This is a genomic window from Xanthomonas sp. 3307 (assembly GCF_014199735.1).
Taxonomy (GTDB): Bacteria; Pseudomonadota; Gammaproteobacteria; order Xanthomonadales; family Xanthomonadaceae; genus Xanthomonas_A; species Xanthomonas_A rydalmerensis.
Genome location: NZ_JACHOG010000001.1, coordinates 48,058 through 74,930, shown reverse-complemented (window position 1 = coordinate 74,930; position 26,873 = coordinate 48,058). Strand labels below are relative to the sequence as shown.

General features: G+C 69.5%; 27 protein-coding genes. 17 read left to right on the top strand and 10 right to left on the bottom strand.

The window, feature by feature from the left end; translation table 11 throughout:
- On the bottom strand, window positions 1–1,263 hold the full coding sequence (locus tag GGR64_RS00290) for a TIGR03862 family flavoprotein (protein WP_184643244.1): 1,263 nt from the start codon (window positions 1,261–1,263) through the stop codon (window positions 1–3).
- Between the two features lie 13 nt (window positions 1,264–1,276).
- Window positions 1,277–1,720, bottom strand: a complete 444-nt coding sequence (locus GGR64_RS00285; protein WP_160964965.1) for an FKBP-type peptidyl-prolyl cis-trans isomerase — start codon at window positions 1,718–1,720, stop codon at window positions 1,277–1,279.
- A gap of 67 nt (window positions 1,721–1,787) precedes the next feature.
- Between GGR64_RS00285 and GGR64_RS00280 the strand changes: the two genes are divergently transcribed.
- Together GGR64_RS00280 and GGR64_RS00275 are read left to right on the top strand one after the other, a co-directional pair.
- The gene (locus GGR64_RS00280) at window positions 1,788–2,153 is read left to right on the top strand and encodes a DUF6164 family protein (RefSeq protein WP_184448529.1); all 366 of its coding nucleotides are present in this window, start codon (window positions 1,788–1,790) and stop codon (window positions 2,151–2,153) included.
- A 108-nt stretch (window positions 2,154–2,261) separates the two neighbouring features.
- Window positions 2,262–2,999 (top strand): sulfurtransferase, encoded by a 738-nt coding sequence (locus GGR64_RS00275; RefSeq protein WP_184643243.1) that lies wholly within the window; start codon window positions 2,262–2,264, stop codon window positions 2,997–2,999.
- Between the two features lie 206 nt (window positions 3,000–3,205).
- Here GGR64_RS00275 and GGR64_RS00270 read toward each other — a convergent pair whose 3' ends face one another.
- Entirely contained in the window at window positions 3,206–4,012 is an 807-nt protein-coding gene (locus GGR64_RS00270; RefSeq protein ID WP_184643240.1) for an SDR family oxidoreductase, read from the bottom strand.
- Between the two features lie 420 nt (window positions 4,013–4,432).
- Between GGR64_RS00270 and GGR64_RS00265 the strand changes: the two genes are divergently transcribed.
- The gene (locus tag GGR64_RS00265; protein WP_160964957.1) at window positions 4,433–5,431 is read left to right on the top strand and encodes an LLM class flavin-dependent oxidoreductase; all 999 of its coding nucleotides are present in this window, start codon (window positions 4,433–4,435) and stop codon (window positions 5,429–5,431) included.
- A 199-nt stretch (window positions 5,432–5,630) separates the two neighbouring features.
- On the top strand, window positions 5,631–5,819 hold the full coding sequence (locus tag GGR64_RS00260) for a hypothetical protein (RefSeq protein WP_160964955.1): 189 nt from the start codon (window positions 5,631–5,633) through the stop codon (window positions 5,817–5,819).
- 37 nt (window positions 5,820–5,856) lie between these two features.
- On the opposite strand, the gene GGR64_RS00255 is transcribed toward GGR64_RS00260, so the two are convergent.
- Together GGR64_RS00255 and GGR64_RS00250 are read right to left on the bottom strand one after the other, a co-directional pair.
- Entirely contained in the window at window positions 5,857–6,519 is a 663-nt protein-coding gene (locus tag GGR64_RS00255) for an exopolysaccharide biosynthesis protein (RefSeq protein ID WP_184643238.1), read from the bottom strand.
- Window positions 6,503–7,846, bottom strand: coding sequence for a hemolysin family protein (locus tag GGR64_RS00250; RefSeq protein ID WP_160964951.1), 1,344 nt, complete (start codon window positions 7,844–7,846; stop codon window positions 6,503–6,505). The genes GGR64_RS00255 and GGR64_RS00250 overlap by 17 nt, the downstream gene beginning before the upstream one ends.
- Window positions 7,847–8,104: 258 nt before the next feature.
- Here GGR64_RS00250 and GGR64_RS00245 point away from each other — a divergent pair, with 258 nt between their 5' ends.
- Together GGR64_RS00245 and GGR64_RS00240 are read left to right on the top strand one after the other, a co-directional pair.
- On the top strand, window positions 8,105–8,731 hold the full coding sequence (locus GGR64_RS00245) for a DUF47 family protein (protein WP_160964949.1): 627 nt from the start codon (window positions 8,105–8,107) through the stop codon (window positions 8,729–8,731).
- 85 nt (window positions 8,732–8,816) lie between these two features.
- Window positions 8,817–9,938, top strand: a complete 1,122-nt coding sequence (locus GGR64_RS00240; protein ID WP_184643236.1) for an inorganic phosphate transporter — start codon at window positions 8,817–8,819, stop codon at window positions 9,936–9,938.
- 98 nt (window positions 9,939–10,036) lie between these two features.
- Here the strand turns inward: GGR64_RS00240 and GGR64_RS00235 are convergent, their stop codons facing one another.
- Window positions 10,037–11,539 carry a S10 family peptidase gene (locus GGR64_RS00235; protein WP_184643234.1) on the bottom strand — a complete coding sequence of 501 codons (1,503 nt, stop codon included), beginning with the start codon at window positions 11,537–11,539 and terminating at the stop codon, window positions 10,037–10,039.
- A gap of 157 nt (window positions 11,540–11,696) precedes the next feature.
- Between GGR64_RS00235 and GGR64_RS00230 the strand changes: the two genes are divergently transcribed.
- Window positions 11,697–12,515, top strand: a complete 819-nt coding sequence (locus GGR64_RS00230) for a CDP-diacylglycerol diphosphatase (RefSeq protein ID WP_184643232.1) — start codon at window positions 11,697–11,699, stop codon at window positions 12,513–12,515.
- A 176-nt stretch (window positions 12,516–12,691) separates the two neighbouring features.
- Here the strand turns inward: GGR64_RS00230 and parE are convergent, their stop codons facing one another.
- On the bottom strand, window positions 12,692–14,581 hold the full coding sequence (gene parE, locus GGR64_RS00225) for a DNA topoisomerase IV subunit B (RefSeq protein WP_184643231.1): 1,890 nt from the start codon (window positions 14,579–14,581) through the stop codon (window positions 12,692–12,694).
- A gap of 165 nt (window positions 14,582–14,746) precedes the next feature.
- Between parE and GGR64_RS00220 the strand changes: the two genes are divergently transcribed.
- The 10 genes from GGR64_RS00220 (at window position 14,747) to truD (ending at window position 22,804) form a co-directional block, all read left to right on the top strand.
- Complete coding sequence (locus GGR64_RS00220) at window positions 14,747–15,001, top strand: hypothetical protein (RefSeq protein ID WP_010343426.1); 255 nt, start codon at window positions 14,747–14,749, stop codon at window positions 14,999–15,001.
- Window positions 15,002–15,138: 137 nt separating this feature from the next.
- Window positions 15,139–16,803 (top strand): CTP synthase, encoded by a 1,665-nt coding sequence (locus GGR64_RS00215; RefSeq protein WP_019799956.1) that lies wholly within the window; start codon window positions 15,139–15,141, stop codon window positions 16,801–16,803.
- Between the two features lie 246 nt (window positions 16,804–17,049).
- Window positions 17,050–17,880 carry a 3-deoxy-8-phosphooctulonate synthase gene (gene kdsA / locus GGR64_RS00210; RefSeq protein ID WP_184643229.1) on the top strand — a complete coding sequence of 277 codons (831 nt, stop codon included), beginning with the start codon at window positions 17,050–17,052 and terminating at the stop codon, window positions 17,878–17,880.
- Between the two features lie 82 nt (window positions 17,881–17,962).
- Window positions 17,963–18,310 carry a hypothetical protein gene (locus GGR64_RS00205; protein WP_260302415.1) on the top strand — a complete coding sequence of 116 codons (348 nt, stop codon included), beginning with the start codon at window positions 17,963–17,965 and terminating at the stop codon, window positions 18,308–18,310.
- Between the two features lie 85 nt (window positions 18,311–18,395).
- Entirely contained in the window at window positions 18,396–19,688 is a 1,293-nt protein-coding gene (eno, locus tag GGR64_RS00200) for a phosphopyruvate hydratase (RefSeq protein WP_184448523.1), read from the top strand.
- Between the two features lie 3 nt (window positions 19,689–19,691).
- Window positions 19,692–20,048: a cell division protein FtsB gene (gene ftsB, locus GGR64_RS00195; RefSeq protein ID WP_160964937.1), complete on the top strand. Its 357-nt coding sequence runs from the start codon at window positions 19,692–19,694 to the stop codon at window positions 20,046–20,048.
- Complete coding sequence (gene ispD, locus GGR64_RS00190; protein WP_184644205.1) at window positions 20,045–20,746, top strand: 2-C-methyl-D-erythritol 4-phosphate cytidylyltransferase; 702 nt, start codon at window positions 20,045–20,047, stop codon at window positions 20,744–20,746. The genes ftsB and ispD overlap by 4 nt, the downstream gene beginning before the upstream one ends.
- Complete coding sequence (locus GGR64_RS00185; protein ID WP_184643227.1) at window positions 20,746–21,216, top strand: hypothetical protein; 471 nt, start codon at window positions 20,746–20,748, stop codon at window positions 21,214–21,216. The genes ispD and GGR64_RS00185 overlap by 1 nt, the downstream gene beginning before the upstream one ends.
- 38 nt (window positions 21,217–21,254) lie before the next feature.
- Window positions 21,255–21,758 carry a 2-C-methyl-D-erythritol 2,4-cyclodiphosphate synthase gene (ispF, locus tag GGR64_RS00180; protein ID WP_160964933.1) on the top strand — a complete coding sequence of 168 codons (504 nt, stop codon included), beginning with the start codon at window positions 21,255–21,257 and terminating at the stop codon, window positions 21,756–21,758.
- On the top strand, window positions 21,755–22,804 hold the full coding sequence (gene truD / locus GGR64_RS00175; RefSeq protein ID WP_184643225.1) for a tRNA pseudouridine(13) synthase TruD: 1,050 nt from the start codon (window positions 21,755–21,757) through the stop codon (window positions 22,802–22,804). Before ispF ends, truD begins: the two co-directional genes overlap by 4 nt.
- Before the next feature lie 28 nt (window positions 22,805–22,832).
- Here the strand turns inward: truD and GGR64_RS00170 are convergent, their stop codons facing one another.
- The 3 genes from GGR64_RS00170 to GGR64_RS00160 form a co-directional block, all read right to left on the bottom strand.
- Entirely contained in the window at window positions 22,833–25,217 is a 2,385-nt protein-coding gene (locus GGR64_RS00170) for a TonB-dependent receptor (RefSeq protein ID WP_326520288.1), read from the bottom strand.
- 113 nt (window positions 25,218–25,330) lie between these two features.
- Window positions 25,331–26,299 (bottom strand): FecR domain-containing protein, encoded by a 969-nt coding sequence (locus GGR64_RS00165; protein ID WP_184643224.1) that lies wholly within the window; start codon window positions 26,297–26,299, stop codon window positions 25,331–25,333.
- Window positions 26,299–26,847, bottom strand: a complete 549-nt coding sequence (locus GGR64_RS00160; protein ID WP_184643222.1) for an RNA polymerase sigma factor — start codon at window positions 26,845–26,847, stop codon at window positions 26,299–26,301. The genes GGR64_RS00165 and GGR64_RS00160 overlap by 1 nt, the downstream gene beginning before the upstream one ends.
- Between the last annotated feature and the right edge of the window lie 26 nt (window positions 26,848–26,873).

The window sequence follows — 26,873 nt, the reverse complement described above, 5'->3', positions numbered from 1 at the left end:
TCAGTGCGCGGCGTGGCGCTGCAGCCAGGTCACCGCGCCGCGCCCGGCGCGCACGCCGCTGGCGAAGCACGCGGTGAGCAGGTAGCCGCCGGTCGGCGCTTCCCAGTCGAGCATTTCGCCGGCGCAGAAGGTGCCCGGCAGGGCCCGTAGCATCAGCTGCGCATCCAGCGCCTCCAGGCGCACGCCGCCGGCGCTGCTGATCGCCTCGGCCAGCGGGCGCGGACGCTGCAGGGTCAGCGGCAGGCGCTTGAGCGTGGCCGCGGCCAGCGCCGGATCCTGGCCGGCCTGCTTGCCGAGGATTTCGAACAGCAGGGCTGCCTTGACCCCGTCTATGCCGGCCTGGCGGCGCAGGTGCTCGCCGAAGCTGCGCCCGCCGCGCGGCTTGCCCAGTTCGGCTTGCAGCCGCGGCAGGTCGCGGCCGGGTGCCAGGTCCAGCCACAGCGTGGTCGGGCCGTGTGCGGCGATGGCCTCGCGCAGATCCGCGGCCAGCGCATAGATCAGGCTGCCCTCGATGCCATGTTCGCCGACCACGCATTCGCCCTGCAGCGACTGCGCCTGGCCCTGCGCATCGTGCCAGTGCGCGACCACTGGCTTCAGCGGCGCGCCGGCGTGGCGTTCGCGGAAATGCGCGCTCCAGTCCACGTCGAAACCGCAGTTGGCCGGCTGCAGCGGCGCCACTTCCACGCCGCGCGCGCGCAGCGTGTCCTGCCAGGCGCCGTCGGACCCGAGTTGCGGCCAGCTGCCGCCACCCAGCGCCAGCACACAGGCCTCGGCCTGGACGCGCTGCTCGCCGTCGGCGCCGGCGAAGCGCAGCGCGCCGTCCGCGTCCCAGCCCAGCCAGCGCTGCTGCACGTGGAAGCGCACGCCGGCATCCTTCAGCCGTCGCACCCAGCCGCGCAGCAGCGGCGCCGCCTTGCGGTCCAGCGGGAACACCCGCCCGGAGCTGCCGACATAGGTCTCCACGCCCTGCGCCTGCGCCCAGGCGCGCAGCGCATCGGCATCGAACTCGGCCAGCCAGTCGCCGACCGCCGTCGCACGTTCGCGATAGCGCGCGACGAAGCGCTCGAACGGATCGGAGTGGGTCAGGTTGAGGCCGCCCTTGCCGGCGATCAGGAACTTGCGTCCCACCGAGCCCTTGGCCTCGTACACATCGACCTCGGCGCCGGCGGCGCGCGCGGTCTCGGCGGCGATCAGCCCGGCCGGGCCGCCGCCGACGATGATGAGTCGGCCGCGCACCGGCGCGGCGTGTTTGGCAGCGGACATGCGCGGGGGCGGCTCAACGCGGCTGGACATCGAGCAGTTCGACTTCGAACACCAGCGAGGCGCCCGGCGGAATCACCCCGCCGGCACCGTTGGCGCCGTAGCCGTAGTCCGACGGCAGCATCAGCAGGCGCTTGCCGCCCACGCGCATGCCGGCCACACCCTCGTCCCAGCCGCGGATCACCTGGCCGGCGCCGAGCACGAAGCTGAAGGGCTGGCCGTGGTCGGCGGAGGCATCGAATTTCTCGCCGCGCTTGTCCTTGGCGTGCTCGTCGTACAGCCAGCCGGTGTAGTGCACGGTGACCCGGCTGCCGGGACGCGCTTCGGCGCCGTCGCCGACGCGCTCGTCGGTGGCCTGGAAGGCGGCGATGCTGCCACCGGGCGGCGGACCCGGCGGCGTGCAGCCGCTCAGCAGCCACGCCGGCAACGACAGGCTCAACAGCAGCAGGATTCGGCGCATGCGGGACGTCCACGGCGGGCAGGGCGTGCAAGGGTAGCGCATCGCCGCAGCGGCTATCATGCGGCGCATGGCCAAACTGCTGCTCAACCTGCGTCACGTGCCCGACGACGAACGCGCCGAGGTCTGCGCGCTGCTTGACGACGCCGGCATCGGCTACTACGAAACCCGCGCCGGTACCTTCGGCATTTCCGCCGGCGGCATCTGGCTGCGCGAGGACGCCGAGCAGCCGCGGGCCAAGGCGCTGCTGGCCGACTACCAGGCCCGACGCGGCGAACGTGCCCGCGCCGAGCGCGCCGCCGCGCTGCGCGATGGCAGTGCGGAGACCTTCGCCAGCCTGCTGCGGCAGCGCCCGCTGTTCGTGCTGGCGACGCTGTTGGGCATGCTGTTGATCGCCTCGCTGGTGCTGCTGCCGTTCCTGCTGCTGCGCGGCTAGCGGCGGGTGCGGGGCGACGCATCGGCGCGCTTCGCCGACGCGCCGGTGCGCAACAGGGGCGGAGCTGTCACTGCAGCGGTCGCGCGTCGCAGGCCCTAAAATGCGCCGATGATCGCCAACACCGCTGCCTATCACTTCGTCGCCATTGCCGACCCCGACGCGCTCGCCGCGCAATTGCACGCCTGGGCGCAGGACGGCGACCTGCGCGGCACGATCCTGGTGGCGGGCGAGGGCATCAACCTGTTCCTGGCCGGCGCGGCAGAGGCGATCGACGCCTTTTACGCGCAACTGCGCGCCGACCCGCGCTTCGCCGATCTGCGGATCAAGACCAGCCCCAGCGCCCAGCAGCCGTTCGCGCGGCTGAAGGTCAAGGTCAAGCCGGAGATCATCAGCTTCCGCCGCGCCGCCGCCTCGCCGCTGGACGCGGCGCGCGCGCCGGCGGTGGCGCCGGCCACGCTGCAGCGCTGGCTGCGCCAGGGTCACGACGACGCCGGCCGGCGCGTGGTGCTGCTGGACACGCGCAACACGCAGGAAGTGGTCTACGGCACCTTCGCCGGCGCGCTGACCCTGCCGATCGTCAAGTTCACCGACCTGCCGGAAGCGCTGGCCCCGCATCGTGAGGCGTTGGCCGACGCCACCGTGGTCAGCTTCTGCACCGGCGGCATTCGCTGCGAAAAAGCGGCGCTCTGGATGCGCGCCGATGGCATGGACAATGTGCTGCAACTGGAAGGCGGGATCCTTGGCTACTTCGAGGAGGTGGGCGGCGAAGGCTACGACGGCCGCTGCTTCGTCTTCGACGAGCGCGTGGCGCTGGACCCGCAGTTGGAGCCGCTGGTGGGCGGCTGATCGTCGCGGGATCGGGGAGTCGGGATTGGGGATTGGCAAAGGCGGGCTGCCCCGCGACTGCCCGAACACTCGCGCTCTGCGCGTTGGGTTTCGGCTCGCTGCATGCCGCCGCGTCCCCTCGGAGCTTCAAAGGAATCCGCTCCAGCGAATCCCCAATCCCGACTCCCCAATCCCAGCGCTTTAGCGACTCCCCAATCCCCACGCCGTCAGGCGTACTGCATCTTCCGCGTCATTCCGCCATCGACCACGAACTCCTGGCCGGTGATGAAGCCGGCCTGTGCCGACAGCAGATAGACCGCCAGCGCGCCGATGTCCGGCGGCGTGCCGACCCGCCCGGCCGGGTGTTGCGCATGATCCTGCCGCGACAGTTTGGGCGTGCGTCGCGCGTTCGGCTTGCGCCAGGCGTCGGTGGCGATCCAGCCGGGGCTGATGCAGTTGACCCGCACCGCCGGCCCGGCGCTGATCGCCAGTGCATGGGTGAAGGCCACCAGCCCGCCCTTGGACGCGGCGTAGGCCTCGGTGTCCGGTTCGGACTGCTGCGCGCGGGTGGAGGCGATGTTGACGATGGCGCCGCCGCCGGGGCTGTCGCGCAGCGCCGGCAGGGCATGCTTGCTGCACAGGAACGCACCGCCCAGGCTCGCCCCGAGCCGCCGGTTCCATTCGCGCAGCGACAGCCGCTCCAGCGGTCCGGTGTGCGGATCGGCGATGCCGGCGTTGTTGACCAGCCCGTCGATGCGACCGAACCGGGCCAACGCGGCATCGACGAAGCGGCGCACGCTGGCTTCGGCGGCCACGTCGACGCGGCGGAACAGCAAGCGTTCGCCCGCATCCAGTTCGGCCACACAGGCGCGCCCGGCATCGGCGTCGAGATCGCAGAACGCGACCTTGCCGCCAGCGCCCAGCACTGCTTGCACCACGCCGCGGCCGATGCCCTGGGCGCCGCCGGTGACCAGCACCACACGGTCGCGCAAGGGCAAAGCGGGGACAGGGGCGGGCGGCGGAATCAGTGGCATGGCAGCGACCAGGCGAGGGCGGGGTCGCCAGCGTAGCCAGCGCGCCGTGCAACCCGTGTGGTAGCGCGGTAGTGCAGGCAGCAACGCCCCTCTCCCGCCGGGAGAGCGACTGGGGTGAGGGTACGGAGCGCGCAGCGCTCGAGCGGGTCTGGCGATGCGAGGCTTCGCCCGTACCCTCATCCGCCCCTGCGGGGCACCTTCCCCCGAAAAGGGGGCCATGGTCCCGAGGGGAGAAGGGAGACGCCAAAGCCCCTCTCCCCTCGGGAGAGGGGTTGGGGGTGAGGGTACGGCCGCCAGCCAAGCATCCTTCCCCATCCACACCCCCACACCCAGCGCAAATCAGCGTTCCGGTCGCGGCCGCTGCAATCGGCGGCCGGCGTCCCCACTTCGATCGCATCGCCTGCAGGAAACCGCCTCACCATGATGCCGATCTCCATCCTCGACCTGGCCCCGGTCTGCGAAGGCAGCGACACCGCCGGCGCCTTCGCCAACATGCTGGACCTGGCCCAGCACGCCGAACGCTGGGGCTACCACCGGTACTGGCTGGCCGAGCATCACAACATGCCCGGCATCGCCAGCGCCGCCACCGCGGTGCTGATCGGACATGTGGCCGGCGGCACCAAGCGCATCCGCGTCGGCGCCGGCGGCATCATGCTGCCCAACCACGCGCCGCTGCAGGTGGCCGAACAGTTCGGCACCCTGGCCTCGCTGTATCCCGGCCGCATCGACCTGGGCCTGGGCCGCGCGCCCGGTACCGACCAGGCAACCGCGCGCGCGTTGCGCCGTTACTTCGACAGCGCCGATCAGTTCCCGCACGACGTGGCCGAACTGCTGCGCTACTTCGAGCCGGCGGTGGACGGGCAACTGGTGCGTGCCGTGCCGGGCGCCGGCATCGAGGTGCCGGTGTGGCTGCTCGGCTCCAGTCTGTTCAGCGCGCGCCTGGCCGCGGCGATGGGGCTGCCGTTCGCCTTCGCCTCGCATTTCGCCCCGGACGCGATGGACGAGGCGCTGGCGGTGTATCGCCGCGAGTTCCGTGCCTCGGCGCGGCTGCAGGCACCGTATGCGGTGCTGGCCTTGAACGTGGTGGCTGCCGCATCCACGGCCGAGGCGCGGCGCCTGTTCACCACCCAGCAGCAGAGCTTCGTCAACCTGCGCCGCGGCCGCCCCGGATTGATTCCGCCGCCGATCGACGACATCGAGGCGTTCTGGGCACCGCACGAGAAGGCGGGCGTGGAACGCGCGCTGGCCTGCACCGTGCTCGGCGATGCCGATACGGTCGCGCAGGGCCTGTCCGACTTCGTCGCGCGGCACCGTCCGGACGAGTTGCTGTTGACCGCGAACATCCACGATCACGCCGCGCGCTTGCGCTCGTTCCAATTGGCGGCGGACGCCTGGACGCAGGTCGCTGCGGCCGCCTGATGCGCGCGTCTGCGCGCGTGTCTACGAGCGCAGACGCACTCCCGCGAGGAGTGCTGGATTTGCATTGATATGCATCACATCATGTGCGGGTTTCACGAGCTCTTGATTTTCCCGGGTATGTCATCGCTCCACGTCGCGCATCAGCGTGGCGCTCGGCCCGAAAACATGGCCGGACAACGACGTAGAACAGGGGGCAGTAATGAACGCACAGCATCCGAAGGCGCCGGTGCATGAGTGCGGGCTGGAAGCAGCCTTGCAACAGATGAGCAAGTATCTGGAGCGCGCGCGCAGCCGCGCGACCGAGCGTACGACGCAGGCCACATCGCCGCGTCCGTCGCATATGCGCAACGTGTTCGCCAGCGATGCAGAACTGTCGCTGGTGAGGTGAGGCAGGCAAGCGGACCATCGCCGCTGCCGTCGCGCGATCAGCGCAGCTTCTGCATCCACTCCCGGCCCAGGTCGACCACCTGGTCCGAGGCCAATCCCAGACTCAGCGCCACGGCGATGCTGCCCAGCCACGAAAGCAGCATCAACCCACCGTCGCGCTCCAGCAACGCCAGCGCGAACAGCAGCAGCATCGCGCCGAAGGCGTAGTTGGTGAACGGGATCGGCAGCGACAGCAGGATTCCCAGCACGATCAGCAACAGCCCGCTGAAGGCGCGCGCCGGCAGCGTGTCGACCAGCACCGACAGGCGTGGCTTGAGCAGCCGGTCCAGACGCCGCAGCCACGGCGCGATGCGGCCCACGAAGCGCTGCATGGTGCGGCGGCGTGGCCCGCGCTCGCCGATGAAGCGCGGCAGCCACGGCTTGCGCAGGCCGATCAGCATCTGCACGCCGATCAACGTCACCAGCGGCCCGCTGATGCCGCCGGCCAGGCCCGGCACCGGCAGGAACGCCGGCAGGATCGCCACGAACAGGAACACGCCGAACGCGCTCTGCTGCAGGTCGGCGAGGATCAGCCGCAGCCGCAGGTGCTCCTCGGGATCGCCGAGGACGAAGGTGTCGAGCAGGGTGCGGATGCCCTCGGCGCTGTAGCCGTGGTCGCGCTCGTGCGGCTCGCCGCCGGGTGCGTCACCCGGTGATGTCATCGCTGTTCTCGTCCTGCAGCTTGCGCAGCAGCAGCTTGTCCACGCGCGCGCCGTCCAGGTCGACGATCTCGATGCGCCAGCCGGCCCAGTCGAAGAACTCGCCGGCGTGCGGGATGCGCCCGAAGTAGTAGATGCACAGGCCGGCCAGGGTGTTGTAGTCGCCTTCCTCGGCGCTGGGCAGTTCGGCGCCGCCCAGCAGTTCGCGCAGGTCCTCGATGGCCAGCGAGCCGTCGATCAGCAGCGAGCCGTCGGCGCGGGTCACCACCAGCGCGTCCTCGTCGGCGTTGTCGGCCGACTGCAGGCGGCCGACCACCGCGCCCATCAGGTCGCTGATCGTCACCAGGCCCTGGATCTCGCCGTATTCGTCCACCACCAGCGCCATCGACTGCTGCTCCTCGCGGAAGATCTCCAGCAGCTTCATCGCGTGGGTGGATTCGGACACGAACAAGGTGTCGCGCAGGCTCTGGAACAGCTGGGTGGCGTCGCCGTCCATGCGCGTGACCAGGGATTTCACCTCCAGCACGCCGGCGATGTCCTGGTCGCTGCCGCGGTACACCGGGTAGCGCGAGAACTCGTGCTCGCGCATGGTCTGGAAGTTGCGCTGCGGCTCGGCGTTGGCGTCGAGCCAGGCGATGCGGTTGCGCGGGGTCATCAGGCTGTCGGCGGTACGGTCGCCCAGGCGCATGACCCGGTTCATCATGTCGCGCTCGTGCGCGTCGATCACGCCGGCCTCGTGGCTCTCGGCCACCATCATGCGGATCTCCTCTTCGGTCACCGAGGCCGATTGCTCCTTGCCCAGGCCGAACAGGCGCAGCACCAGCCGGGTCGAGCGCGACAGCACCCACACGAACGGCGCGGCGATCCAGGCCAGCCAGCCCATCGGCACCGCGACGAAGCTGGCGATGGTTTCCGAACGGGTCAGCGCCAGGCGTTTGGGTACCAGTTCGCCGAAGATCAGCGTCATGAAGGTGATCAGCACGATCGCCAGGGTCTTGCCGATCAGCGCCGACCAGGGCTGCGGATCGCCGAACAGGGTGAAGTTGGCTGCCAGCGCCGGGAACAGCGCCTGCAACTTGGTCGCGATCGCCACGCCGATGGCCTCGCCGCCGAACACACCGGTCAGGATGCCGATCGCGGTGATGCCGATCTGCACGGTGGACAGGAAGTGCTCGGGGTTCTCGGCCAGCGCCAGCGCCTTGGCCGCACGCGTGCTGGACTGGGCCATCTGCTTCAGCCGGCTCTTGCGCGAGGTCATCAGCGACATCTCGGACATCGCGAAGAAACCGTTCAGCAGCACCAGGGCTGCCACGATCAATAGTTCAAGCATGCGCGCGCTCCTTGGCGCCAAGGAAAGCGGGGACATGGGCGCCGTTGCGGCGCGGGGGAGGGGGGCTAGGGTGGTCGTCCATAGGGTGCGCCCACGAAGGGCGCGGCTGGGATGGTAACAAACCCCGCAGGGCGCCGCTTCCACGCCGCGCCCACGCCCGCAGCCCCTGTAACCGGCCGCGACTACCCGCAGGTGTCAGCAAACAGTCATAATTCCGCCCCAGTGCCGTCCTTCCCGCGACGGCGGGAAGCGCGTTGCATGTTTTCGTTGCAGACCATCTTCGGTTCCGGCAAGCAGTTCTACACCCTGCTCGACGAGGCGGCGCAGGCCGCCTACGACAGCACCAAGGCCCTGCACGCGATGATGCGCGAGTCCGACCGGCAGCCGGCGCTGGACGGCTTCAAGCTGGCGCGCCTGCGCGAGCGTGCGGCCTCCGACAAGATCGGCCAGGCGCTGGTGGACAGCTTCATGACCCCGATCGAGCGCGAGGACATCGAGGCGCTGGGCTCGGCGCTGTACAAGATTCCCAAGCAGGTGGAGAAGTTCGCCGATCGCTACTCGCTGGCGATCCAGCACCTGGAGCACATCGACTTCGCACCGCGTGCGGCGATGCTGGAGCAGGCCGCGGCGGTGGTGGTGGACATGGTCCACGACCTGCGCAACATGAATCTTGACCGGATGAGCGCGCTCAACGACAAGCTGCGCTCGCTGGAGAACGAGGCCGACCGGCTGATGCTGGAGCTGTACCGCGACATCTACTCCGGGCGCCTGGACAACCTGCAGATGTTCCTGCTCAAGGAGTTCTTCGAAATCCTGGAGAAGGCCATCGACCGCTGCCGCGAGGCCGGCGTGGTGGTCTACCAGATCGTACTGAAGAACTCCTGATGGACGCGTTGCGGAGTTGCTGCCTGCGCGGCCGCGGCGCCCTGCGCGCGCCGGCTGTCGCCGTCCCAGGCGGGGAGGATCGCCGATGCTGACCCTGGTCCTGATCGTGATCCTGGCGGCGCTGGTGTTCGAGTTCATCAACGGCTTCCACGACACCGCCAACTCGATCGCCACGGTGGTCGCCACCAAGGTCCTCAGCCCCGGCTGGGCGGTGATGCTGGCCGCGGCGATGAACCTGGTCGGCGCGCTGACCGGCACCGCGGTGGCGATGACCATTGCCTCCGGCCTGCTCAACACCGACGTGGTCGCGGTGACTCCGCAGGTGGTGCTGTGCGCGCTGCTCGGCGGCATCGTCTGGAACCTGATCACCTGGTGGAAGGGCCTGCCGTCCTCGTCCTCGCACGCGCTGATCGGCGGGCTGTGCGGCGCCGGCCTGGCCGCCGCGCACAACAACTGGGGCGCGCTGATCTGGTCGCAGAACGTCGGCGACTGGGCCAAGAACAAGGGCCTGCTGTGGAAGGTGTTCGTGCCGATGGTGACCTCGCCGATCGCCGGCTTCCTGCTCGGCATCGCGGTGATGCTGTTGCTGTGGGCGGCGATCGCCGGCCTGGCGAAGCTGGGCGGCCGACTCGGGCGGCTGGCGCGGCCGCGCTGGGTCAACGCCTTTTTCGGCAAGGCGCAGATCGCCTCGGCCGCATACATGGGCTACGCGCACGGCCACAACGACGCGCAGAAGACCATGGGCATCATCGCCATGACCCTGGTCGGCGCGCAGAGCACCGGCGCCCTGGACGAGCTGCCGTCGTGGCTGGGGTTCCTGCATCCGAGCACCAGTCAGGGGCAGGGCATCGCCACCTGGATCGTGCTGACCTGCGCGGTGGTGATGGCCGCCGGCACTGCCTCCGGCGGCTGGAAGATCATCAAGACCCTGGGCCACAAGATGGTCAAGCTGCACCCGATCCACGGTTTCGCCGCGGAGACCAGCTCGGCCACGATCCTGACACTGGCCGCGCACTTCGGCATGCCGGTGTCCACCACCCACAGCATCTCCACCGCGATCATGGGCGTGGGCTTCGCCAAGAACCCGCGCTCGCTGCGCTTCGGCGTCATCGAGCGCATCGTCTGGGCCTGGATCCTGACCATTCCGGCCGCTGCCGGCGTGGCGTACCTGATTTTCCGCGGGTTTGCGCTGTTCGGTTGGACGTGAGGGATTGGGGAGTCGGGATTAGGGATTCGTAGAAGCAGGTCCGGCGCGCGCCGGACGCCCGCTCTTGCCAATCCCGAATCCCTAATGGCCAATCCCCGCTAGTTGGCCCGATACATCGCCATCACGTCCTGGCGCAGCGCGCGCTGGCTGTCGGCGCGGTTGTAGAACATGTGGCCGCCGGGGTAGTTCTTGACCTGCACGCGGGTCGGGTCGTTGCCCATCACCGGCATCTGGTCCACGGTCAGCACCGAGCCCATGAACGGGCACGACAGGTCGTTCCAGCCGTGCACGATCAGCACCCGCAGTTTCGGGTCGATCGCCACCGACTGGCGCAGTTCGGTCACCGAGCCCTTGCGCAGTTCGTCGTCCCAGTCCCACAGCCGGTTCACGTCGTAGTTCAGCGCCTGGTAGCGGGCGTCGACCTTCCAGCCGACCACGCGGGTCACGAAATCGACCATCGCGGTGGTGGTGGGGGCGATGATGCTGTCCAGCAGCGGGTCGTTGGCGCGCTGCTCGGGGGCGTTGGGGAACGGGTCGAAGGCGGTGACGTTGGAGTCGTAGCGGCTGCCCAGTTCGCCCTTGTCGCGGAACACCTCGCGCAGATAGGCCTGGGTCTCCAGGCGGCCGCCGGCGCGGCGCACGAAGGCCGGATCCAGGCCGGTCATCGCGGTCACCTGCTGGATCATGCGGGTGGTGCCGGCCGGGTCGGAACGCCCGCGCAGCAGCGCGGTGACGTAATCGCCGCGGGTGTAGTCGATCACCTGGCGCATCGCCTCCGGGGTCAGCTTGCCCTCGCGCTCCAGGCGCGCGGCCGCGATCGAGGGCAGGGTCAGCATCCACGGCAGCGGCGAGACGTCGCCATTGTCGTCCAGGGTCGGGTTCAGATACGGCGAGACCAGCACCACGCCGTTCATCGCCACGCCCAGCTTGGTCTGCAGGTAGTGGGTGATGCGCGGGCCGCGGAAGCCGCCGTAGCTTTCGCCGACCAGGTACTTGCGCGATTGCAGGCGCTGGTTCTTCAGCAGCCAGTCGTAGATGGTGCGCGAGAGGTATTCAATGTCGGCCTGCGGATTGTAGAACTGCTTCTTGGCCTGCTCGTCGGGCACGCGCGAGCGGCTGAAGCCGGTCCCGACCGGATCGATGAACACCAGGTCGGTGAAGTCCAGCCAGGTGCCGGGGTTGTCGCGCAGTTGCGCCGGCGCCGAGGCGCTATCGCCCTCGCTGCCGAACGCCACCACCTTCGGCCCGATCGCGCCCAGGTTGAGATACACCGAGGCCGCGCCAGGGCCGCCGTTGAGCGCAAAGGTGACCGGGCGGTCCTTGCCTTCCATGGTGTAGGCGGTATAGACCACGTCGGCGACGACCTTGCCCTGTTTGTCCTTCACCGGCAGCGTGCCGACCTTGACCGTGTAGCGCAGCGTGCGGCCGTCGAGCTGGGTGGATTGGCTGGTCTGCGCGTCGGCCGGCAGCGGCGCCAGTTCGGTGGCGGCGGGCTTGTCGGCCTTGTCGGCGTTCGCCGCATCGGCATCGGCGGCAAGCGCCGCGGTCATCGGCGTCGCGGCCAGCAGCACGGCCAGCAGCACGGAGGGGAAGGTCGGCACGGGCGGTCGCTCGCAGGGAGGGAGCCGGCATGCTAGGCCGCGGCGCGGCGTGCGCGGATGTGCACAAAGGCATGGTCGCCGGCGGCGCGGACGCGCCATGCCGGTTCATCGGCGCTGGCTACAATCGCCGGTTCGTCCCGTGTCCGGTCCGCTGCGCATGCCTGTCCTTCGTTCACGCCTGCCGCTGTGCCTGTTCCTGGCGGCGTCGCTGGCCGGCTGCGCCAGCGTGCCATCGCCGCCGCCCGTGGCCGATTCGCCAGCGGCGCACGATCCGCATGCCCACGATCGCCAGCGCCTGTGGCGGCTGCTGAGCACGCGCTGCCTGCCGCAGGCGCGCGCCGGCGCCGATCCGGCGCCATGCAGCGAGGTGCATGCCGACCCCGGTCAGCGCTACGCCCTGATGAAGGATCTGCGCGGCGCCTACCAGTACCTGCTGATCCCGACCGTGCCGGTCAGCGGGATCGAGGATCCGCGCGCGCGTTCCGCCGCTGCGCCGAACTGGCTGGGCCTGGCCTGGCAGGCGCGGAGTCGGGTCGCCGATGCGCTGGGCCGGCCGCTGCCGCGCGACCTGGCCAGCCTGACGATCAATCCGCCGTCGGCGCGCTCGCAGGACCAGTTGCACATCCACATCGACTGCCTGGCGCCGCAGGTGCGCGATCAGTTGCAGGCAATGCGGGCCTCGATCGGCCCGGCGTGGGCGCCGCTGCCGCGGCCGCTGCACGGCCACGCCTATCGCGCGATGCGCGTGGAGGGCGAGGAACTGGATGCGAATCCGCTGACGCTGCTGGCGCGTAGCCTGCCGCCGCAGCAGCGCATGGCGCAGCAGACCCTGGCGGTGGTCGGGGCGGATTTCGATGGCCGCCCCGGCTTTGTGCTGCTCGCGGCCACTGCACGTCCCGGCGACGGGGTCGGTGCGGAGGAACTGCAGGATCACGAATGCACGGGCGTGGTGCCGGCGGTGCCTGCGCACGGTTGAGCCCCCGGTGGCGGTCGATCGCCGGTTGCCTGACTAACAGGCGTGCTGGTGCGAAAGCTTCGCTGCCGCCGCCTGTCGTAGGAGCGGCTTCAGCCGCGACCCGGCGTTGTCGGGAAAGCCCTGTCGCGGCTGAAGCCGCTTCTACGACGGAGGCGAGCGGTGGCGCCTGCAGCCGCTCAGACCTCCAGCGACGCCAGGTCGCCCTTGGTCTCCAGCCACTGCTTGCGGTCGCCGGCGCGCTTCTTGGCCAGCAGCATGTCCATCAGCGAGCTGGTCTGGTCGCCGTCGTCCACGGTCAGTTGCACCAGGCGCCGGGTGTCCGGGTGGATGGTGGATTCGCGCAGCTGCTGCGGATTCATCTCGCCCAGGCCCTTGAAGCGGGTCACGCTGACCTGGCCCTTGATCTTCTCGCGCTGGATCTTGTCCAGCAGCGAGCGCTTCTCTTCCTCGTCCAGCGCGTAGAACACCTGCTTGCCCACATCCACGCGGAACAGTGGCGGCATCGCCACGAACACGTGGCCGGCGCGCACCAGGGCGGGGAAGTGGCGCAGGAACAGCGCGGTCAGCAGGGTCGCGATGTGCAGGCCGTCGGAGTCGGCGTCGGCCAGGATCACCACCTTGCCGTAGCGCAGGCCGTCGATCTGCTCCTTGCCTGGGTCGCAGCCGATCGCGATCGCCAGGTTGTGCACTTCCTCCGAGGCCAGCACGCTGCCGGAGGCCACTTCCCAGGTGTTGAGGATCTTGCCGCGCAGCGGCAGGATCGCCTGGAAATCCTTGTCGCGGGCCTGCTTGGCGCTGCCGCCTGCCGAGTCGCCCTCGACCAGGAACAGTTCGGTGCGCGACAGGTCCTGGCTGATGCAGTCGGCCAGCTTGCCCGGCAGCGCCGGCCCCTGGGTGACCTTCTTGCGCACGATCTGCTTCTCGGTCTTCAGCCGCGCGCTGGCGCGGTCGATGGCGATCTGCGCGATGCGCGTACCGGTCTCCACGTTCTGGTTCAGCCACAGGCTGAAGGCATCGTGCGCAGCGCCTTCGATGAAGCCGGCGGCCTGGCGCGAGGACAGGCGTTCCTTGGTCTGGCCGCTGAACTGCGGGTCGGTCATCTTCAGCGACAGCACGAACGCCACGCGGTCCCACACGTCTTCCGGCGCCAGCTTCACGCCGCGCGGCAGCAGGTTGCGGAAATCGCAGAACTCGCGCAGCGCGTCGGTGAGGCCGCTGCGCAGGCCGTTGACGTGGGTGCCGTGCTGCGCGGTGGGAATCAGGTTCACGTAGCTTTCCTGCACCAGCTCGCCTTCCACCACCCAGGCCACCGCCCAGTCGACGATCTCGCGGTCCTTCTTCAGGCTGCCGACGAACAACTCGGCCGGCAACAGTTCGCGCTCGGCGAGTTCGCCGCGCAGGTAGTCGCGCAGGCCGTCCTCGAAGTACCAGGTGTCCTGCTCGCCGGTGGCCTCGTCGTGCAGCTTGACCGTCAGGCCGGGACACAGCACCGCCTTGGCGCGCAGCAGGTGGCGCAGCGCGCGCACCGCGAACTTCGGCGTGTCGAAATACTTCGAGTCCGGCCAGAAGCGCAGCCGGGTGCCGGTGTTCTTCTTGCCGACGCTGCCGACAACCTCCAGCTTGGAGGCGGGGTGGCCGTCGGCGAAGGCCATGCGGTACTCGTTGCCTTCGCGCTTGATGAACAGTTCCACCCGATTGGACAGCGCATTGACCACGCTGACGCCGACGCCGTGCAGACCGCCGCTGAAGGTGTAGTTGCGGTCGCTGAACTTGCCGCCGGCGTGCAGCCGGGTCAGGATCAGTTCGACGCCGGAGATCTTCTCTTCCGGATGGATGTCCACCGGCATGCCGCGGCCGTCGTCGGACACCTCGCAACTGCCGTCCTTGTACAGCGTCACCTCGATGTGCCGGGCGTGGCCGGCCAGCGCCTCGTCCACGGCGTTGTCGATGACTTCCTGCGCCAGATGGTTTGGCCGTGCGGTGTCGGTGTACATGCCGGGCCGGCGCTTGACCGGGTCCAGGCCAGAGAGAACTTCGATGTCGGCGGCGTTGTAGCGGGTATTCATGCGTCTCAGCAGGTGGCGCGAAGCAGATCCGGAAGTGTGCGGTCTGCGGCGGTTTTTTGCACGTCGCCGGTGTTCAGGGCGGGTGCGGCGGCACCGCGCTACGCTGGCCCTGGAAAAACCGCGACGTCGCCCACATCTTCGTCGCACGTCCCAAAGGAGTCCGCCATGAACGTTCGCAAGCTGTTGACCCTGGCCGCCCTGGTCGCCGCCGCGGTGGCCGTGCCGGTCGCGATGGCCCAGGCGCAGAGCGCCGATCCGGCCGCCTCCGGTGCTGCCGCCTACGAGGCGCAGGTCGCCAAGGAAAAGGCCGAGGCCGACGCCAAGGCCAAGCGCCGCGCCGCCGCGGCCGCCGAGCACAAGGCCGGCAAGGATGCGGCCGCGCCGAAGAAGGAAGAGGAAGAGGAAGCGCGCAAGCCCTGAGCCTGCGCACGGTTTCCTGCACACGACGCCCCGGTCGCCCGGGGCGTCGCTTTTTTGTGGGGCGGCTGTTGCGCGAAAGCGCTTGGGCAAATCCGCTTCACCCGTTAAACTATGGCTTTCCGGGAGGCCTTTGAGCCATGACCCCCCTGATCTTCGTTACCGGCGGCGTAGTGTCCTCGCTTGGCAAGGGCATCGCGGCCGCTTCGCTTGCGTCCATTCTCGAAGCACGTGGCCTGTCGGTCACGATGATGAAGCTGGACCCCTATATCAACGTCGACCCGGGCACGATGAGCCCGTTCCAGCACGGCGAGGTGTACGTCACCGACGACGGCGCCGAGACCGACCTGGACCTGGGGCATTACGAGCGCTTCGTGCGCACGCGGCTGTCGCGCAAGAATTCGGTCACCACCGGGCGCATCTACGAGAACGTGATCCGCAAGGAGCGCCGCGGCGACTACCTCGGCGCCACCGTGCAGGTGATTCCGCACATCACCGACGAGATCCGTCGCTGTGTGGATGAAGCCACCGCCGGCTACGACGTGGCCCTGGTCGAGATCGGCGGCACCGTCGGCGATATCGAGTCGCTGCCGTTCCTGGAAGCGATCCGTCAGGTGCGTACCGAGCGCGGCGCCGAGAAGGCCATGTTCATGCACCTGACTCTGGTGCCGTACATCGCCGCGGCCGGCGAGCTGAAGACCAAGCCGACCCAGCATTCGGTCAAGGAACTGCGCTCGATCGGCATCCAGCCGGACGTGCTGCTGTGCCGCTCGGAGCAGGCGATCCCGGATTCGGAGCGGCGCAAGATCGCGCTGTTCACCAACGTCTCCGAGCGCGCAGTGATCAGCGCCGCCGACATCGACGTGCTCTACGGCATGCCGCTGGAGCTGCATCGGCAGGGCCTGGACGAGATCGTCATCGAGCAGTTCAAGCTGCGCGACAAGGTCGGCGCGGCCAACCTGTCGGAGTGGGAAGCGGTGGTCGACGCGATCAAGCATCCGCTCGACGAGGTCACCATCGCCGTGGTCGGCAAGTACGTGGACCACCAGGACGCCTACAAGTCGGTCGGCGAGGCGCTCAAGCACGGCGGCCTGCGCCAGCGCACCAAGGTCAACCTGAAGTGGCTGGAAGCGCAGGACTTGGAAGGCAGCGACATGGCGGCGCTGGCCGACGTGGACGGCATCCTGGTGCCGGGCGGCTTCGGCGACCGCGGCTTCGAAGGCAAGGTGCTGACCTCGCGCTACGCGCGCCAGCATGGCGTGCCGTATTTCGGCATCTGCTACGGCATGCAGGCGGCGGTGGTCGACTATGCGCGGCATGTGGCCGGACTGGATGCGGCCAACAGCACCGAGAACGACCGGCAGTCGCCGTACCCGGTGATCGGCCTGATCACCGAATGGCGCACCGCCAGCGGCGATGTCGAGAAGCGCGACGAGAAGTCCGACCTCGGTGGCACCATGCGCCTGGGCCTGCAGGAGCAGCGGCTCAAGCCGGGCACCTTGGCGCGCGAGCTGTACGGCAAGGACGTGGTGGCCGAGCGCCATCGCCACCGCTACGAGTTCAACAACCGCTACCGCACCCAGCTGGAGGACGCCGGCCTGGTGATCGCCGCCAAGTCGATGGACGACACCCTGGTGGAGATGGTGGAGCTGCCGCGCGAGACGCACCCGTGGTTCCTGGCCTGCCAGGCGCACCCGGAGTTCCTGTCCACGCCGCGCGATGGCCACCCGCTGTTCATCGGCTTCGTGCGGGCTGCGCGCGAGCGCAAGGCTGGCGGCAAGCTGTTGAAGGAAGCGCGCGCGTAACTTCCTTCTCCCTTCGGGAGAAGGTGGCGCGCAGCGCCGGATGAGGGTGCGTGCGAAGCCTTGTGCAGTTTGAGTTCCCTAGGCTTCGCCCGCACCCTCACCCCAACCCCTCTCCCGGCGGGAGAGGGGCTTGATTCCAGGGGCTTCGTCCGGACTCTCACCCCGACCCCCTGCCGATGGCAGAGGGGAGTAATCTCGCCCCAATCTCGCGCCCGACTGGGCGTCGCTCAACCGATAGGTGATCCAATGAAACTGTGTGGCTTCGACGTTGGCCTGGACCAGCCGTTGTTCCTGATCGCCGGCCCGTGCGTGATCGAGTCGATGCAGCTGCAGCTCGACGTCGCCGGCAGGCTCAAGGAGATCACCGGCCGGCTGGGCATCAACTTCATCTTCAAGTCCAGCTTCGACAAGGCCAACCGCACCTCCGGCACCAGCTTCCGCGGCCCGGGCCTGGAAGAAGGGCTGAAGGTGCTGGAGGCGGTGAAGACGCAGATCGGCGTGCCGGTGCTGACCGACGTTCACGAGTACACGCCGATGCACGAGGTGGCGGCGGTGGTGGACGTGCTGCAGACTCCGGCGTTTCTGGTGCGACAGACCGATTTCATCAAGAACGTGTGCGCCGCCGGCAAGCCGGTCAACATCAAGAAGGGCCAGTTCCTGTCGCCTTGGGACATGAAGCCGGTGGTGGACAAGGCCAAGTCCACCGGCAACGAGCAGATCATGGTCTGCGAGCGCGGCGCCAGCTTCGGCTACAACAACCTGGTCAGCGACATGCGCTCGCTGAGCGTGATGCGCGAGACCGGCTGCCCGGTGGTGTTCGACGCCACCCATTCGGTGCAGTTGCCGGGCGGGCAGGGCGGCAGTTCCGGTGGCCAGCGCGAGTTCGTGCCGGTGCTGGCACGCGCGGCGGTGGCCGTGGGCGTGGCCGGCCTGTTCGCCGAGACCCACCCGGACCCGTCCAAGGCGCTGTCCGATGGCCCCAACGCATGGCCGCTGGACCAGATGGAAGCGCTGCTGGAAACGCTGATGGAATTGGACGCGGTCACCAAGAAGCACGGGTTCTCGCGCTTCGCGTGAGACCCCGGTTGCAGCCGCGGCATCCGTGCGACGCCTGGCGGGAAGTGTCCTGCCGGACGCGTCCTGGCGCAGTGGGATGCAGATGAGCCCGCGCGGCCAGATCCGCTCCCGCTCCTGGGGGCTGTGTGCGCTGTTGCTGTCGCTGCTGTCCTGGGCGGCGTTGGGCGTGGTGCTGTTCGCGTTCAGGCGCGCGATCGGCGCGCCCGGCGACGGCGATCACGGCATCCTGGCCATGCAGCCCTGGATCGTCGGCGGCCTGCTGGTGCTGGCGGTCGCCGCGCTCGGCACCCTGATCGCCGCCGCACTGGGCTGGGCGCTGCGGCGCGGCCGCGCCCTGGCCGGCATCGCCGCCGGCCTGCTGCTGGCGATGCTGGTCCTGATCCTGCTGTTCCTCGGCGGGATCCCGCTGGGCGCGGTGCGCCTTGGCTGAGGCGGCATTTGGCAAGCAACGGGCGGCCGGGGATAATCAGTCGGCATTCGTTTCCCCCCTCTTCCTACAGGTAACCGGCCCGCCCATGAGTACGATCCGCAGCATCCACGCCCGTGAAATCCTCGACAGCCGCGGCAATCCCACGCTGGAAGCCGATGTCATCCTGGAGGACGGTTCGTTCGGTCGTGCCGCGGTGCCCTCGGGCGCGTCCACCGGCACCAAGGAAGCGGTCGAGCTGCGCGACGGCGACAAGACCCGTTACCTGGGCAAGGGCGTGCGCAAGGCGGTGGAGAACGTCAACACCACCATCGCCGGCGCGCTGAAAGGCTTCGACGCCGCCGACCAGCAGGGCCTGGACCGCCGCCTGATCGACCTGGACGGCACCGAGAACAAGGGCCGCCTCGGCGCCAACGCGCTGCTCGGCGTCTCGCTGGCCAACGCACACGCTATTGCCGCCTCGCGCAAGCAGCCGCTGTGGCAGTCGCTGGCCTCGGGCAATACCGCCAACCTGGCGCTGCCGGTGCCGATGATGAACATCATCAACGGCGGTGCGCATGCCGACAACAACGTCGATTTCCAGGAATTCATGGTGCTGCCGGTCGGCGCCGCCTCGTTCTCCGAAGCGCTGCGCGCCGGCACCGAGATCTTCCACGCGCTGAAGTCGGTGCTGAAGGGCCACGGCCTGTCCACTGCGGTCGGCGACGAAGGCGGCTTCGCCCCGGACTTCCGCAGCAACGTCGAAGCGCTGGATACCATCCTGGAAGCGATCGGCAAGGCCGGCTACACCGCCGGTGAGGACGTGCTGCTGGGCCTGGACGTGGCCTCCAGCGAGTTCTACGACAACGGCAAGTACCACCTGGTGGGCGAGGGCAAGCGCCTGACCAGCGAGCAGTTCGTCGACTTCCTCGCCGACTGGGCCGCGCAGTACCCGATCGTCAGCATCGAGGACGGCCTGGCCGAGGACGACTGGGCCGGCTGGAAGCTGCTCACCGACCGGATCGGCAGCAAGGTGCAACTGGTCGGCGACGACCTGTTCGTGACCAACCCGAAGATCTTCAAGCAGGGCATCGAGTCCGGCACCGCCAACGCGATCCTGATCAAGGTCAACCAGATCGGCACCCTGACCGAGACCCTGGAAGCCATCGCCATGGCCGACAAGGCCGGCTACGCGGCCATCGTCTCGCACCGTTCCGGCGAGACCGAGGACACCACCATCGCCGACATCGCCGTGGCCACCACCGCCACCCAGATCAAGACCGGCTCGCTGTGCCGCAGCGATCGCGTGGCCAAGTACAACCAGCTGCTGCGCATCGAGGAAGCGCTCGGCAGCGCCGCGCGCTACGCGGGGCGTGACGCGTTCGTCTCGCTCAAGCGATAAGCCGTGCGCAACTGGCGCTGGCTGCTGCTGGTGCTGGCGGGACTGCTGGCGTGGCTGCAGTACCGCTTCTGGCTCGGTCCGGGGAATTCCGGCGAAGTGCTGGTGCTCGAAAGTCAGGTCGAGCACCAGAAGCGCGACAACGAAGGACTGCAGCAACGCAACGCCGCGCTCGCCGCCGAGGTCAAGGATCTCAAGGACGGCGAGGCAGCGATCGAGGAGCGCGCGCGTAGCGAACTGGGCATGATCAAACCGGGCGAAAAGTTCTACCGCGTGGTCGAAAACGCGCCGGTGCCTCCGGCCTCGGCCGGCACCGTGCCGGGCGAGCAGGCGACGCCCCCCGCGCCGAGCGAGCAACCCTGATGGCCACGGTCTGGGCCGTGGTCCCAGCGGCTGGCCGCGGCACCCGTTTCGGCAGCCCCACGCCCAAGCAGTACCTGCAGGCGGGCGGGCGCACGTTGTTGGCGCATGCATTGGAAGCGCTGCTGGCGCATCCGGCGGTGGCCGGGGCGATGGTCGCGCTGAGCGTGGACGATGCGCAGTGGCCGGGCTGGACCGAACTGGCCGGCAAGCCGGTGCTGACCTGCCTGGGCGCCGGCAGCCGTGCCGGCTCGGTGCTGGCTGCGCTGCACGCCTTGCCGGAGTCGGTGAAGGCGGACGACTTCGTGCTGGTGCACGATGCGGCGCGGCCGAATCTGGCGCTGTCCGACCTGGACCGGCTGCTGGAGGCGGGGCGCGGCGATCCGGTCGGCGCGATCCTGGCCGCGCCGGTGCGCGACACGCTCAAGCGTGCCGGCGACGACGGCGGCATCGACCGCACCGAACCGCGCGAGCGCCTGTGGCGCGCGCTGACCCCGCAACTGTTCCGGCGCATGCAGCTGAGTCGCGCGTTGGAGCAGGCGGCCGCGGCCGGCGTCGAGGTCACCGACGACGCGATGGCGATGGAGTTGCTGGGACTGCGCCCGCTGCTGGTCGAGGGCGCCGAGGACAATTTCAAGGTCACCACGCCGGCCGACCTGGCGCGGTTCGAGTTCGAACTGTTCCAGCGGCAGAGCGGCTGATGCGGTTCGAGGACTCGGTGGCACAGGCCTGGCTGCAGCAGGCCGCGGACGCTGCGATCGTGATCGATGGCGACGACATCCAGCACGAGGCCCAGGCCAACCTGAGGGCGTTCTCGCCACGCGACGCTCGATCCGCGGGGATCGACGTGGCGAGCGTGGCGCGGTTCGTGGATGCGGTCGCCGAGCATCGCCAGGCTACGCTGCGCATGCAGGCGGCGCCGGCGATGACCTTCTACTGCTGGCACGACGGGCAGGCGCGGCAGCTGCGCTTCAGCCTGGTGTCGTCGGCGCACGGCCGCCTGCCGTTCCGTGTGCCGATCCGGCAGATGCCGTTGCCTGCGATCGCCGAGCGCATCGTCCAGGCCGACTGGCTCAACCCGCAGTGTGGCGCAGCGGACGCGGAAGACAACGCGCTGTTGGCGTCCGAGGCCCTGCCGGTTTACTTGTGCACGCTGCACCCCGGCGTCTGACCGCCAGACGGCGTCGACGTTCCACGAACAGGATTCCCATGTCACACGATTCCCTTTCCGCTCCTCCCTTCCGCATCGGCCAGGGCTACGACGTCCATGCCTTCGGCGAGGGCGACCACATCATGCTCGGCGGCGTCCGCGTGGCGCATGAGCGCGGCGTGCTCGCCCACAGCGATGGCGACGTGGTGATCCACGCCCTCTGCGATGCCTTGCTCGGCGCGCTGGCGTTGGGCGACATCGGCCAGCATTTCCCGCCGTCCGATCCGCGCTGGAAGGGCGCCGACAGCGCGCAGTTCCTCGATCACTGCGTGGGTCTGCTGCATGCGCGCGGCTGGCGCCTGGGCAATGCCGACGTCACCGTGATCTGCGAACGGCCCAAGGTCGGCCCGCACGCGCAGGCGATGCGCGAACGCCTGGCGGCGCTGCTGCAGGTCGAGCTGGATTGCGTCAGCGTCAAGGCAACGACCAGCGAGAGGCTCGGCTTCACCGGCCGCGGCGAAGGCATCGCGGCGCAGGCCGTGGCCCTGTTGGTGGCACTGTGAGCGAGTTGCCGCGCGCGTTCGGCGCCGCGCCGTTGCAGGCGCGCATGCGCAGCAGCGCGGAGGATTTCCAGGTCGACGAACTGCCCGCGTTCGCGCCCAGCGGCGAGGGCGAGCACCTGCTGCTGACGGTGCGCAAGCGCGGCATGAACACCGCCTTCGCCGCGCGCCGCCTGGCGCAGTGGGCCGGGGTGGCGGAACTGGCGATCGGCTACGCCGGCATGAAGGACCGCCATGCGGTCACCACCCAGCGCTTCTCGGTGCATCTGCCCAAGCGCGTGGCGCCAGCGCTGGAGAGCCTGCAGGACGCGGATCTGCAGGTGCTGGAGTCGCACTGGCACAACCGCAAGCTGCCGCGTGGCGCACTGGCCGGCAACGGCTTCGTGCTGGTGCTGCGCGAGGTGCGCGGCGAGCGCGAGGCGATCGATGCGCGACTGGCGCAGATCGCCGCGCGCGGGATTCCAAACTGGTTCGGTGAGCAGCGCTTCGGCCGCGACGGCGGCAACGTCGGCGCCGCGCTGGCGATGTTCGGTGGCCGCCGGGTGCGCCGCGAGCAGCGCTCGCTGCTGTTGTCGGCGGCCCGTTCGGAGCTGTTCAACCGTGTACTGGCCGCGCGCGTGGCTGCCGGCAACTGGGACAGCGCGCTGGACGGCGAAGTGTGGATGCTCGATGGCAGCCGCAGCGTGTTCGGTCCGGAGCCGTGGTCGGAGGCGCTGGCCGAACGTCTGCAGCGCTTCGACATCCATCCGTCCGCGCCGCTGTGGGGCGCCGGCGAACTGCGCAGCGCCGAGGCGGCGCGTGCGCTGGAACTGGCAGCGCTGGACGAGGCGGTCGCGCTGCGCCTGCGTGACGGTCTGGAGCGCGAGGGGCTGAAACAGGAGCGACGGGCGACGCGCCTGCGTGTGGCGGACCTGCAGTGGCGCTGGCTCGACGGGCAGGGCGACGCGCTGGAGCTGCGCTTCGCGTTGCCGCCGGGCAGCTACGCCACGGCGCTGCTGCACGAACTCGGTCAGGTCGAGGAGGCGCCGCAGGCGTCCACCGAGGCCTGAGCGCGGCACGCAAGTCCTGCGATGCGCGCTAGAACCGGTAGGCGCCGCTCAGGAGCAGGCTGCGGCCGTCCGCTAGCGGCACGAAGGTCTCGTCGAACTCGTCGGCATACAGTCGCCGGTCGAAGACGTTGCGCAGGCCCACGGTCACGCCCCAGGTCTCGGTGTGGTAGGACACGTTCGCGTCCACGCTGGCCTGCCCTGGGATCTTGAAGTAGCCGCCGGCCAGGCGTCGGCCGAGGGTGTGATCGCGCGCCAGGATGCCGCCGGCCACGCCCCAGCCGCTCCAGCGGCTGTCCTGGAACTGATAACTGCTCCATAGGGTGAAGCGCGTGCGCGGAACGCCGGTGGTGGGCGTGCCGTCGCGCCGGCCGATGCGGGCTAGCGCCAGGCTGCTGCTCAATTCCAGGCCGGGGGCGAGCGCGCCGACGAAATCCAGGTCGAGCCCGTGGTTGCTTTGGCTGTCGATCGGCTTGGCGAAATACGACGGATGCGCAAGCACCAGATCGAAGCTGCGGTCGACGGTGATCTGGTAATACGCGACGTTGAGCCGGGCGCGGTGGTCGAACAGATCGACCTTCGCCCCCACTTCCACCTGTCGCGACAACGCGGGCGGCAGCGGCCGGCCGTTCCTGCCGAGCACCGCGCTCGGCGCGAAGCCGTTCATGGTGCTGGCGTACAGCGACGCCTCCGGGCTCAGCTTGTAGACCACGCCGACGTTGGGCACCCAGCGGCGCCGGCGCAACTGGCGCAGCTTGCCCTTGGCGTCGTAGTTGGAAATCTCGTACGCGGAGCGGCGCAGTGCCAGCAACACGTCCCAGCGTTCGCCCACGCTGATCTGGTCTTGCAGCAGGAGGCCGCTGCGGCTCGACCAGGGGCTGCCGGGGTAATGCAGGATCCCGCGTTGCGAATGCGGCCAGTGCACCGGCCCTAGCCGCTCGTTGCCGAAGACGTCGTAGCGGTTGCGGTGCATCCGGATGAAGTAATCGCTGCTGCCCAGGCGTGCGCGCGTGTAGTCCACGCCCAGGGTCACGGTCTGCCGCAGCGGCCCGTCGCCGAAGCTGCCGACCAGGTCGTTCTGCACGGTGTAGTACGCCGTTTCGTTGCGATAGGCCTCGGCATAGGCACGGACAAGGCCGGTCGGCGAAGGCGACAACATGCCCCAGTTGCGCGCGTCGACCGCCTGGTGCACGTACTGCCCGCGGCTGCGCAGTTGCCAGCGGTCGCTGAGCCGCTGGTCGAACAGGTAGTAGGCGCGCTGGGTGCGGTAGGCGGTGTGGTCCTGCGGATTGCCGAGACGCAAGGTCCGGGGCGTCATCGCCGAGACGCGGTTGCGCAGCAGCAGTGCGTGGTCGGCGGCCGGCTCGCGGTCGGTCACGCGCTGCATGCCGAGCACCAGACGGTTGTCGTCGCCCTGCCAGGCGATGGACGGCGCCAGGTAGGCGGCGTTGCGTGGGCCGTAGCCTTGCGCGGTCGAGTCCGCATGCTGGCCGGAGACGACGAGCCGGTAGCTCAGCGGCGTGGCGCCGATCGGCCCGGTCGCATCGAGCCCGGCCTGCACGTCGCCGCGGTCGCCGAGGACGTAGCTCAGTTCGCGCTGTGGCCTGCGCAGCGGCTGCTTGGTGACGACATTGATCAGTCCGCTCATGTCGCCGCCGTTGCTGTCGCCGAGGATCGATTCCGGGCCCTTGAGCACCTCGACCCGCTCCACGCCGATCATCGGCGGATAGCCGCCGATCCCGACGAAGCTGTTCGGCATCCCGTCGGTCATGCCGTTGCCGGTGTAGATGCCGCGGATCTTGAACAGCGGCGCGCGCAACGGGTTTTCGATCTGCTGCACGCTGGCCACGTTGCGCAGGGCGTCGGCGACGGTGCGCACCTGTTGCGAGGCCAACAGATGCGGGGCGACCACGTTCACCGACTGCGGCACCGCGATGGCGTCGGCGGCATAGCGCAGCGCGTCGCTGGCGTACGCGGGCACGTCGCCCATGGCGCGCTCGCTCAGCGCCGCGGCATCGACCTGTTCCAGCAGCTTGGGCGGCGTGCCGGCGCGCTGCGCATCGGCGGCATCGGCAGGGTCGGCCGGCGCCGGCGCGGCGGGCGTGATGGCCACGGTGTTCGCATCGAGCACGCGGTACGCGAGGCCGCTCGACTGCAGCAGGCGCTGCAGCGCCGCGTCCGGGGTGAAGACGCCTTGCAGCCCGTCGCTGCGCAGCCCGGCCAGGGTCGGGCTGGCGGTGAGCACCTGCACGTTGGCCTGCTTGCCGTACGCGATCAGCGCCGTGGACAGCGCCTGCGGCGGGATCGAGAAGGCGATCTGCCGTGCCTCGGACGCCGGGGCGGCGAGGGCACGGTTCCAGGGTACGAGCTGCAGTGCCAGGCTGCCGCAGATGATCAGTCGCCTCAGCCCACGCACTGCCCGTCGCCCCCCAGCGGAAGCGCGAATTATGCCATGCGCGGCATCGCCGACACGGTGCAGGGCCGGCGCGGCCACCGCCTCGGCGGGTCCGGGGGAGGGACCCGCATCGCCTAACGGCGGCTCAGCACGATCTCGTCCTTGCCTTGATGCACCTGCAGCGGAAAGACCTGCGGCAAGGCCTCGATCCACTGCGCGGTCGCCCGGGTGTCGACGGTGCCGGTGAAGTTCAGCCGCGCAAGCGCCGGGTCGGCCAGGCGCAGCGGCCGGTCGCTGTAGCGGTTGATTCTGGCGATCACCGTGTCCAGCGGCGTATCGACGAATTCCAGCCGGTGATCGCGCCAGGCGGTGGCCTGCTCCACGTCGATCCGGCTGACCTGCAGGGCCGGCTTGGCCGGATCGTAGGACACCCGCTGCCCGGCCACCGCTTCCAGCCCGCCGCGGCCGTCGGCCGGCACCTGGCCGGCGCCGTAGATGCGAACCCGTCCTTCGGTGACCGCGACCTCGACGCGGTTGCCGTCGCGGCTGACATCGAAGGCGGTGCCCACGTCCAGGATCGACACGCCGCCGGCGTCGACCACGAACGGACGCCCGGCGTGATGCGCCACGTCGAAGAAGGCCTCGCCGGCGATCAGGTCCACGTGGCGCTGCGCGGCGCTGAACCGGGTGCTCAGCCGCGACGCACCGCCGAGCGCGATCTTCGAGCCGTCCGCCAGCACGATGTCCCGGTGGCGGTTGGTCGCGCTGCTGTAGACCTGGGTGACCGGCGGCGTGCTCAGCTGCCGCCAGGCCAGGGCACCGCCGAGCGCGAGCACGCCCACGCAGGCCGCCACCTGCAGCGGCCGCCAGCGCGAGCGCGGCGGCGCGAACTGGCGTACCACCTGGTCCCGCGCGGCTGCGTCCAGCGTTGCCAGGTCGCCGCCCAGCGCGTTGATCCGTTCGAATGCCTGCAGATGCCGCGGGTCGGCCGCGGTCCAGTCCAGCCAGCGCGCGATAGTGTCCTCGTTGCCGTCGGGTTCGCGCAGCAGGGTCCACCAGCGCGCGGCGTCCTCGAGGATGTGTTGGTCGATGCCGCTGTCCATTACGGAATCTCCGCTTCGTCGAAGCGTTTGCGGCAATGCGCGAGCGCGTTGGCCACATGGTAGCGGACCATCCGTTCGCTCACGTTCATCGCCTTGGCGATCATGCTGAAGTCCTTGCCTTCGATCACGTGCAGCACGAAGGCGCGGCTGGTCTTGGTGGGAAGTTCCTTCAGTGCCTGGGTCAGCTCGCGCAACTGCTCGCTGGCCGTGGCGTGCCGCTCCGGAATCGGCGGTAGCGGCAGGTCGTGCTCCGGCAGCTCCACGGCCGCATGCTCGCGAACCTTGCGCATGCGCAGCCGGTCCACCGCCAGGTTGGAGGCGACATGGAACAGGTACGCGCGCGGCGATGCCAGCGCGTCCTGGCGCTCAAGCGTCATGATGCGCATGTACGCCTCCTGCGCCACGTCCTGCGCGTCCGCCATCGAGCCGAGCTTGCAGTGCAGGAAGGCGAGCAGGGCGCGGTGATGTTCCTTGAACAACGCGTCGACGTGGTGCGCAGGCGCCTGCTCCGGCGACGGCGCGCCCTCGGTGTGCTCGGCCCGGCTCACGACTGCTGGTGTTCCTGGAAGGAAGC

Coding starts and splice junctions, on each gene's coding strand:
- GGR64_RS00260 (WP_160964955.1), top strand. CDS start 5,631: ATGAACGCACAGCATCCGAAGGCGCCGGTGCATGAGTGCGGGCTGGAA.
- GGR64_RS00275 (WP_184643243.1), top strand. CDS start 2,262: ATGATCGCCAACACCGCTGCCTATCACTTCGTCGCCATTGCCGACCCC.
- GGR64_RS00220 (WP_010343426.1), top strand. CDS start 14,747: ATGAACGTTCGCAAGCTGTTGACCCTGGCCGCCCTGGTCGCCGCCGCG.
- GGR64_RS00250 (WP_160964951.1), bottom strand. CDS start 7,846: ATGCTTGAACTATTGATCGTGGCAGCCCTGGTGCTGCTGAACGGTTTC.
- GGR64_RS00230 (WP_184643232.1), top strand. CDS start 11,697: ATGCCTGTCCTTCGTTCACGCCTGCCGCTGTGCCTGTTCCTGGCGGCG.
- ispF (WP_160964933.1), top strand. CDS start 21,255: ATGTCACACGATTCCCTTTCCGCTCCTCCCTTCCGCATCGGCCAGGGC.
- GGR64_RS00240 (WP_184643236.1), top strand. CDS start 8,817: ATGCTGACCCTGGTCCTGATCGTGATCCTGGCGGCGCTGGTGTTCGAG.
- kdsA (WP_184643229.1), top strand. CDS start 17,050: ATGAAACTGTGTGGCTTCGACGTTGGCCTGGACCAGCCGTTGTTCCTG.
- GGR64_RS00290 (WP_184643244.1), bottom strand. CDS start 1,263: ATGTCCGCTGCCAAACACGCCGCGCCGGTGCGCGGCCGACTCATCATC.
- GGR64_RS00285 (WP_160964965.1), bottom strand. CDS start 1,720: ATGCGCCGAATCCTGCTGCTGTTGAGCCTGTCGTTGCCGGCGTGGCTG.
- GGR64_RS00280 (WP_184448529.1), top strand. CDS start 1,788: ATGGCCAAACTGCTGCTCAACCTGCGTCACGTGCCCGACGACGAACGC.
- GGR64_RS00185 (WP_184643227.1), top strand. CDS start 20,746: ATGCGGTTCGAGGACTCGGTGGCACAGGCCTGGCTGCAGCAGGCCGCG.
- GGR64_RS00245 (WP_160964949.1), top strand. CDS start 8,105: ATGTTTTCGTTGCAGACCATCTTCGGTTCCGGCAAGCAGTTCTACACC.
- GGR64_RS00255 (WP_184643238.1), bottom strand. CDS start 6,519: ATGACATCACCGGGTGACGCACCCGGCGGCGAGCCGCACGAGCGCGAC.
- GGR64_RS00215 (WP_019799956.1), top strand. CDS start 15,139: ATGACCCCCCTGATCTTCGTTACCGGCGGCGTAGTGTCCTCGCTTGGC.
- GGR64_RS00205 (WP_260302415.1), top strand. CDS start 17,963: ATGAGCCCGCGCGGCCAGATCCGCTCCCGCTCCTGGGGGCTGTGTGCG.
- eno (WP_184448523.1), top strand. CDS start 18,396: ATGAGTACGATCCGCAGCATCCACGCCCGTGAAATCCTCGACAGCCGC.
- GGR64_RS00165 (WP_184643224.1), bottom strand. CDS start 26,299: ATGGACAGCGGCATCGACCAACACATCCTCGAGGACGCCGCGCGCTGG.
- GGR64_RS00270 (WP_184643240.1), bottom strand. CDS start 4,012: ATGCCACTGATTCCGCCGCCCGCCCCTGTCCCCGCTTTGCCCTTGCGC.
- GGR64_RS00265 (WP_160964957.1), top strand. CDS start 4,433: ATGATGCCGATCTCCATCCTCGACCTGGCCCCGGTCTGCGAAGGCAGC.
- parE (WP_184643231.1), bottom strand. CDS start 14,581: ATGAATACCCGCTACAACGCCGCCGACATCGAAGTTCTCTCTGGCCTG.